At 69.3% G+C, this 8,094-nt stretch carries 4 protein-coding genes and 4 pseudogenes; 2 read left to right on the top strand and 6 right to left on the bottom strand.

Annotated features, from left to right (window positions below):
* Positions 1-966: pseudogene (locus UK82_RS30340) on the bottom strand (hypothetical protein); the annotation flags it as partial.
* Positions 967-2,501: 1,535 nt separating this feature from the next.
* On the opposite strand from UK82_RS30340, the gene UK82_RS30330 reads away from it, so the two are divergent.
* Entirely contained in the window at positions 2,502-2,948 is a 447-nt protein-coding gene (locus UK82_RS30330) for an effector-associated domain EAD1-containing protein (protein ID WP_052681229.1), read from the top strand.
* Positions 2,949-3,763: 815 nt separating this feature from the next.
* Here the strand turns inward: UK82_RS30330 and UK82_RS30325 are convergent.
* The 3 genes and pseudogenes from UK82_RS30325 to UK82_RS30320 form a co-directional block, all read right to left on the bottom strand.
* Positions 3,764-4,179: pseudogene (locus UK82_RS30325) on the bottom strand (GyrI-like domain-containing protein); the annotation flags it as partial.
* Position 4,180: 1 nt separating this feature from the next.
* Positions 4,181-4,390 (bottom strand): annotated as a pseudogene (locus tag UK82_RS41145) (hypothetical protein); the annotation flags it as partial.
* 96 nt (positions 4,391-4,486) lie between these two features.
* A complete protein-coding gene (locus UK82_RS30320; RefSeq protein ID WP_236706625.1) occupies positions 4,487-5,035 on the bottom strand; it encodes a transposase in 549 nt (182 codons plus the stop codon).
* 238 nt (positions 5,036-5,273) lie between these two features.
* On the opposite strand from UK82_RS30320, the gene UK82_RS30315 reads away from it, so the two are divergent.
* Positions 5,274-6,992, top strand: coding sequence for a hypothetical protein (locus tag UK82_RS30315; protein WP_055410865.1), 1,719 nt, complete (start codon positions 5,274-5,276; stop codon positions 6,990-6,992).
* A gap of 180 nt (positions 6,993-7,172) precedes the next feature.
* On the opposite strand, the pseudogene UK82_RS32290 reads toward UK82_RS30315, so the two are convergent.
* Positions 7,173-7,316: pseudogene (locus UK82_RS32290) on the bottom strand (DDE-type integrase/transposase/recombinase); the annotation flags it as partial.
* 80 nt (positions 7,317-7,396) lie between these two features.
* A partial coding sequence (locus UK82_RS30310) for a TCP-1/cpn60 chaperonin family protein (RefSeq protein ID WP_304438078.1) occupies positions 7,397-8,094 on the bottom strand: 698 nt, incomplete at its 5' end.

Raw genomic sequence — 8,094 nt, 5'->3', positions numbered from 1 at the left:
GGTCAGGGTGGCGGTGTCAGGACCGGGTCCTCCGACGCCGATCAGCCCGCGCAACTGCTCGGATCTCAGTAGATGAACGTGGGTGCCGTCCCCGTCGGTCACGCACAGAAGCGGCCCGAGTAGGACCGAGGCCCGGGTCGCGGTCGCGGCGGCGAGCAGGAGTCCGGCCAGGGCATCGTCGGGCGACGGACCGCTGTCCGTGTCCAGAAGCGCGACGCGTTCCTCGATGCGCGCGGCGAGTCTGCCGATCGCGGCCTGTCCCGGGGCGGAGGTCATACGCAGCGCGATGGCCCGTCGACCGCCGTCGAGCCGCGGCTCGGAGACGTGGACGATCTCCAGGTCCAGCTCGGTCGCGGCGTTGGCATACAGGCTGAGGATTGTTTCGCCGTCGGCGTCCGGAGATAGCAGCAGATGGCCCGGCAACCAGGGCAGCGTGGGAGGCACCCCGAAGGTCTGGGCGGCGCCGATCTCCCAGGTCGTGCGGGCGAGCTGGGACTGGTTGCCCGCCAGGCGGGGGAGCGCCTCCCGTTCGACGGCAGTCAGCCGGTCGGCCAGGTCGCCGACCCGGCGCTGTACCTCACCGAGCAGCTCGGATAGTCCGACGACGCGGGTGCCGACGGTCACCTGCTGGCCTGCGAGCTCCGCGTGGTTCTTCTGGAGCTGGTCGAATCGCGCCGCCGATCCGTCAATCCGCTTACCAAGCTCGTCGAACCAGGCCGAGATCTTGTCGAAGCGGCCGTCAAACGTGTTCAGTCGGCTGACCGTCACGTCGGGCTGGCCGGCACGCTTGTCAACGGCGGACAGCTGCGAGCGCAGGGTCGCCAGCTCGGCCCGGACGTCGGAAAGCCGCTGTTGGTCGTCCCGCAGCCTCGTCTGGAGTTCCCGGACGATCTGCAGGGCCCAGGCCGCGCCGACGACGATGGCGATCAGGACCAGCAGGTAGACGACGAACAGAGCGGTGTTCACGGCGGAGAATCACTCCTGGCACGGTCGGCTCGGTCAGGCCCTGGGATTGCGTCGGTCACGTGGACGCCCCGAGCCCGCGCGAGGCCGGCATCCAGTTGGCAGCGGCGGTCAGGGACCCGGTATGGCAGGTCCCCCCCGACCGGGCAGATCGTCGAGATCCCGGCGCTGGGGGGCCGTCGGCCAGGCCAGTCGGTCGGGATTGATTTCGCTGGGTGGCTGCCTACGAACCGGCTCGATATCCGGCCAGCGCGGTATCGCGGCCGCCCGCGGTTCCAGCCTGGACAGGCGGCCCAGCGTCGTCGGGTCGGCGAGCCGGCGGGTCCGGGCGGCGCGCAGGACCGCAAGAGGGCCGTGTTTGCCTCGTTCGCTCTTGATGTCATCGATCCGCTTGCGCAACGAATCGAGCTCGGCCTTGATCGCCGGTTTCCGGTCAGCGTGCGGCGACTCCGGTCGTTGCGCCCGTTGCAGCCGTTCGGTCTGCAGGACCAGGCACTGTTCGGCCCGCTCGATCCGCGTCAGTTCCAGCTCGTCCCGGCGTCGTGCCACTCCGGTGTCCAACGAGCCGGCCGTGCCAATTTTCCTCAGTTCGTCGTGGTCGCGCCGGTCCTCCGCGTCGAGGAGCGCCAGCTTCGCCCGAGCCCCCGACTCAAGCGCCTCGAACCGAACCCGGACGATGACCGCCTTGACATCGACGTCCCGGATCCGACTCTTCGTGATGGTCGTCTGCCGATTAGCTGTCCCGATCATGACGCCCCCGGTCCGCCCGGATCCAGCCGCGATCATCCGGGTCAGCTCCTGGGACCGTTCCAGGATGCGGCTCATCGCATTGACAAGGCGGTGTTCCAAGACCGGGTTGTCAGGCGCGGCGACGAAATCGGCCAACCGGTAAGCGAGGGCCGGCTCGTCCCGGAGAAGAGACTCGACGGCGATCACGGAACGGGTGAGTCGGTACCGGAGATGATTGGTCTGATGATTCCCGTCTCCGATGACCACGCCGCGGGATCCCCGGACCCGGACCGCACACGCGCGCACCCGCGCCCGTCCGGGAAGGCCTGTCCGGCTGTCGGTGAAAACGACCTGGCCCCGTCGGTGCGCCGGCGGGACGGCCACCGCTTGGCGGAACTGTTCCCGACGTACCCAGCTGGTCGGCCGTTCCAGCAGCGCTTCGAACCGGCGGGTGAACGCGGCACCCCGGACCGCCGGGTCGAACGACACGATCGGATGATCCACCTGGTAGTGGAGATAGTTCCTCTGGACGTTGCGCACGCCGACCATGACGCCGTCGGCCTGAACCTGCACCGACATGTCGATGTCATCTCGTTGTCCGGTCGTCCGGACGCAGAGGCCACCAGCGGCTCCCACGTGNGCGATCTTGATCATTCCGTTGTCTCGGTCGGCCGCCACCGCCACCTCCGTCGTCCGCCCAGTCACCACTATTCCAGGTCAACGGTCTCCCCACGGCGTATTCGCGGGGAGAATGGAACGGAACGGGCCGCGCGCAGCGCGGGCATCTCCAGGACCCGGAGGATGGACAGATGACCGAGCGGCTCACGGACGGCGAGGTTCAGGCGCTAGCGGGCGCCTTCGCGAATTCCCTCTCGGCGCGCCAGGTCCTGGAGGCGGCGGGCCTGGCCGTCGCGCGGCAGCCCAACTGGGGGGACACGACCTCCCTGAGGTTCTGGCGAGAGGTCAACTCCCTGCTCGGCAACGGCATTCTGCCCGAGGGCCGCCGGCAGGTGCTTGCCGCAGCGGCGGCCGAGTTCCCCGCGAATCCGGTCTTCGCCCAACCGGATCTGGACGGCGCCTCTGAAGTGCCGGCGCCAGGCGGCCCGGACCGGCCTCGTCACCCGGACGCCGAGGTATGGGACGGTTCGCCCACGTTCCCGGTCAGCATCACCGACTCGATCGGCGTCATGGTCGGGTCCGGCAACGTGCAGACCCTGAACTTCGGTCCGATGCCGGACGACGCCGATCGCCCCTGATCACGGCCCGGATCCTACGTCAGTCCATCTCGCCGGNCACGCTGGTCGAGGACACCTCTCTCCGCTCCGCTGGCGAACCTGTGCGGTGCCAGAACTCGCTAGCTTTGACCTGGAGTCCTGGCTGCTCGTTCGTATTCGTTGATCAGGCCACCAAGGATGGGCCGGCGCTTGATCCGTTCCTGGGGCGGGCCGGCAACGATGTAATCGGGCCAGGTCGAGGTAGGTCTGAATCGGAGCGGACCGTTGATGCGCCTACAGCATCGTGACCGATAGCATCCAGTGTAAATGTGTGCGCGATGCGTAGCATCATCGGCAGGGCCGGTTGGGGATGTTTGGGTGCGTTGCCGAGCACACGCACGGTTGAGACAGGCCAGAGCCCCGCACCCCCATCCAAGGTGCGGGGCTCTGCCGCTTGAAGATCTCTTGTACTGCAATTGTCTCCTGGGTCGGCATGTACGGGCGGTACTGGCCGCCAGCGCGGCCGTACGGTCCTGCATTCGGCTCGCCGCGGGGTCGCCCACAGCTCCCCAGCCCGGCCGCACCGCGGGGGCCAGGCCGCGCAGCAGCCCCCACAGTACCGAGCCCTTGCCCGGCCCCGGTCGCCCCCGAGATCAGGACATGGGAGCCGCGCACGGGCGGCGTCCAGGGGGTCCGTCCGCGCAGCGGCCGACCGGCATCGCCGCCGACAGGTCCGCCACCAGCTCAGCCGTTCCGGCGAACCTGGCGCGTGCGTATATCGATCGAGGCCTCGCGAAATATCATTATCGCTCAATTCGGTCGGAATAGGTACTGGCCCTTGGGGACCTGGTACCGCGCTACTTTCGAGCGGATCCGACCGGCTGGCGGATGATCGTGCGCAGCCGGCTCGGGTCCGTCCGGCGGGCATCAGACAGATAGATCTCATGGTGACGCCCCCGGAGGACGAGACCTTCAGTCGGCATGAACTCGTCGTGCATCCGGGAGATGGTCGGGCCCTCTTCGTCGTACGGTCCAACGTAGAGAGTCTGAACGCACTTGCCCTCGAGAAACTCCTCGAACCGCACCTTCTTCACTGCACTAAGGTTCTTCTTCTCGTGGACCCGTTCCAGCGCCGCATCAAAGATCTCCAAGGTGATCCAGTCGGGTTGAAAGATCATGAGGGTCCAGTCCCACCGGTCCTTGTCTTGAGTGTGGAAGACCTGCAGGTCCTTCGCGGACCACAGGCCCTCCAGCGGAGCGACGGTGTGCGTCCNCTTCAGCTTGTCCTTGGCGACGGCACGCACAGCGTAGGAGGTCGTGTAGAGAGCGGTGACCACCTCCGCGTACTCCGGCGAGGTATTGGGATCGCCGTGGCCGTCCACCATGAGGAAGTTCGCCCGCGCTACGTCGACGATCTCGAACTTGTTCCGCTTCGACGAATAGAGCCTGGGACGTTCCTTCTTGACGTCGAAGTTGCTGTGCATCAGCGAGTCCCTCCCAGCGCGTCGAGCAGTTTCGCTGTCATCAAGCCTAGTGCTGCAGTCAGGCCGTCGTAAGTTATCGGGTGGGTGTGTCGCGCGTCAGACTTTCTGGCACCCGCACCACCCAAATCCGCTCACCGGTTTCTTGGTCTCGCGCCTGCACATCCCGGCAGGCTCGCCTTCACCTTGTCGTAGTCGTTCGATGCCTCCATTCCGTGCGGGGTGCCAGAACTCGGCCACCGGCCTTGACCTGGAGTTTTGGGCGGCTCGTTCGTATTCGCTGAGCAGGCCGCCGAGGACGGGCCGGCGTTTGACCCGTTCGTGGGTGAGGTCGGCGATGGGGTGGTCGGGCCGGGGCGGATGAAGGCCACGGCCGCGATGGGGTCGTCGTCCGTTGCAGTGGGCCGCGTACTCGGTCAGGACGGTGCGCAGGTGCCGCTCACCGACGATCAGTATCCGGTCGGTGACCTCGGTCCGGACGGTGCGGACGAATCGTTCGGCGTAGGCGTTCGCGCGGGGTGTTCGGGGTGGGGTCTTGGGGGTGGTGATGCCGGCGTCGGCGAGGGCCGTGTCGAACGAGGCGGTGAACTGCCCGGCCCGGTCACGGACCAGGACCTGGAAGTCGGCTGCCCGGTCGCCGAGGTTCATCAGGAGGTTCCGGATCTGCTGGGTGGTCCAGGGCCCGTCTGGATGGGCGGTGACCCCGAGGATGTGGATGTAGCGGGTATCGACTTCCAGGACGAAGAAGCAGTCCGGGCTCGGGCCCAGGCCGGTCCGGGCGGCTCGGGATCACAACCTCGGCCCGACCCGGCCGACCTGCCCGACCCGCCCGGGAGGGCCGACTCTTCCCGCGGAACGGCCCGCGGCCCTGATACCTTGCGCGGCGATGAGCCGGTGGAGCAACCCGTCGAGTCGACGCGGATTCCTCGGGCGGACAGGCGGGCTCGCCGCCACCGCCGGGCTCGCCGCTGCTCTGGGGGACGGTCTCACCTGCCGCGACGGCTCGGCCGGCAGGCCGCCGGCCGGCAGAACCCAGTCCGACGGCACGACGCTGTCCGACGGCACGACGCCCCGCGGCGCTGCCACCGGCTATCCGGCGCCCGGGACAATCACGGCGGACGACCTCGTCGACGCCGGGACGCTCTGGTCCTGGACCGAACGGATGGCCGGCCACGGCCCCCGCCTGCCGGGCTCGGACGCGCACCGGCGCCACATCGACGACCTCGCCGAGCGGCTGGCCGGCTACGGCCTCACGGTGACCCGCCATCCCACCCGGCTGTCCGCGTGGCTCGCCGACTCCTGGTCCCTGCGCGTCGTCGACGGCGACGGCCGGTCGCACACCGTGCCGGTCGCCGCCTACCGTCCGCATTCCGGCGAGACGCCGGCCCGGGGGGTGACCGCGGCCGTCGTCGACGTCGGCGCGGGCGACGAGCCCGACTACCGGCGCACGCCGGTGGCGGGCGCGATCGTGCTCGCCGACGGTGCCGTCGCCCGGCTGTCCGCCTCGGTGCTCGGCGACCTCGCCGACCACGTGCATCCACCCGAGGCCCGTTCCGGCCTCGCGAACGAGGACTACTCGCGGGTCTGGCTGGACGTCCCGCCGCAACCGAGCCTGGAGACCGCCCGACGGCACGGCGCCGTCGCGATGATCGAGATCCTGCACCTGTCACCGGCCCTTGCCGCCGGCCAGTACACGCCGCACCAGCAGGAGCACGCCGCGCTGCCGACGCTGCACGTCGATGCCGAACAGGGCGCCCGGCTGCGGTCCCTGCTCGCCCGCGGACCGCTCACCGCGACCCTGACCCTGACCGCGTCGCGGCGGGAGACCACCGTCGACTACCTGACCGCCCTGCTGCCGGGCTCGGGAGCACCTCCGCCGGCACCGGCACCAACACGGGCACCGGTACCAACACGGGCATCGGTACCCGCACCGACCCCAGCGGGGCCCACTCGGGCGACCGGCGCGGCGGAACCCCGCCTGACGCCCGGCGCCGTGCTGGTCGCCACCCACACGGACGGTCAGAACGCGGTCGAGGAGAACGGCGGCCCGGCGCTACTGGCGCTGGCCGAGTACTTCAGCCGGTTCCCCGCCCGCGACCGGCCCCGCGACCTGCTGTTCCTGTTCTCGCCGAACCACATGGTGTCCGAGGCGGCGACGGTGAAGCCGGACGCCTGGCTGCGCGGGCATCCGGAGATCATGAACAACGTCGCGATGGCACTCGCCGCCGAGCATCTCGGGACCATGGCATGGGACGACCGGGGCGGGACGGCGGCCTACCGGGCCACCGGCCGATCGGAGCTGGTCACCGTTCCGGTGGGCCACAGCGACACGCTGCGCGAGCTGGCCATCGACGAGGTGAAGGCCAGCGACCTCACCCGCTCCGCCGTCCTGCGGCCCTTCCAGAACGGTCTGTACGGGGAGGGCACGTTTCCCTACCGGCTTGGCATCCCGACCATCGCGTTCATCAGCGGTCCGGCCTACCTGGTGCAGGTCGCGCCCGGGGACAACCTCGACAAGCTCGACCGTGCGCTGCTACACCGGCACACCCTGTTCCTCGCCCGGCTGCTGTCCCGGATGCTCGCCCTGCCCACCGCCAAGCCCTGACGTCCCACAAGCCCTGACGTCCCACGACCAAGTACGGCCCCACCGCGTGATTGCCGTCGACACGCAGTCGACCGCATCTCTCGAACTCCCTGATCCGTTGTGGTCCGTGGACGACCTGTACCCGAGAACGCCTGGTCGACACGGGCCGCGCTGGCCAACCCACCTGTCCTGGGTAGACCGGGCCTTATCGGTGGTGACGTCGACCGGTCGACGCCCATGGGCCAATGCCTGGGTGAAGAACCTGCGGGCGGCGGGCTGGTCGCGACGGGTGCTGGCGAGGACGTCGATGAGCTGTCCGTGCTGGTCGACGGCCCGGTGTAGGTGGGGCGCCGGTCGCGGTGCGTGGCCTGGACCGCCCGCGGACCCCACGATGTCGGGGCCTGCGGACGGTCCGGCGCGACGGCTCAGAAACCCTGACTGCGCATGGCGGCGTCCACGTTGGCGGCGTCGGCCGCCGCATATTCCGGGGTGTTCGCCACGACAACCTCGGTGGTGAGGAACAGGCCGGCGATCGACGCGGCGTTCTGCAGCGCGGAGCGGGTGACCTTGGCGGGGTCGATGATGCCGGTGGCGATCAGGTCGACGTACTCGCCGGTGGCCGCGTTGAGGCCGTGGCCGGTCGGGAGGTTGCGGACCTTGTCGACCACGACGCCGCCCTCGAGACCGCTGTTGAAGGCGATCTGCTTGATGGGTGCCTCGAGCGCGAGCCGGACGATGTTCGCGCCGGTGGCCTCGTCGCCGGACAGGTCGAGCTTCTCGAAGGCGGTGATCGACGCCTGGAGCAGCGCGACGCCACCACCGGCGACGATGCCCTCCTCGACCGCGGCCTTCGCGTTCGACACCGCGTCCTCGATGCGGTGCTTCTTCTCCTTCAGCTCCACCTCGGTGGCCGCACCGACCTTGATGACCGCGACCCCACCGGCGAGCTTCGCCAGACGCTCCTGGAGCTTCTCACGGTCGTAGTCCGAGTCCGACTTCTCGATCTCGTTACGGATCTGGCTGACCCGACCGGCGATCTGGTCCGGGTCACCCGAACCCTCCACCACCGTCGTCTCATCCTTGGTGACGACGATCTTCCGGGCGCGGCCGAGGAGGTCCAGCG

The organism is Frankia sp. ACN1ag (genome assembly GCF_001414035.1).
Classification (GTDB): Bacteria; Actinomycetota; Actinomycetes; order Frankiales; family Frankiaceae; genus Frankia; species Frankia torreyi.
This window is presented reverse-complemented; position numbering and strand designations above follow the sequence as displayed.

Coding starts and splice junctions, on each gene's coding strand:
- UK82_RS30315 (WP_055410865.1), top strand. CDS start 5,274: ATGAGCCGGTGGAGCAACCCGTCGAGTCGACGCGGATTCCTCGGGCGG.
- UK82_RS30320 (WP_236706625.1), bottom strand. CDS start 5,035: ATGAACCTCGGCGACCGGGCAGCCGACTTCCAGGTCCTGGTCCGTGAC.
- UK82_RS30330 (WP_052681229.1), top strand. CDS start 2,502: ATGACCGAGCGGCTCACGGACGGCGAGGTTCAGGCGCTAGCGGGCGCC.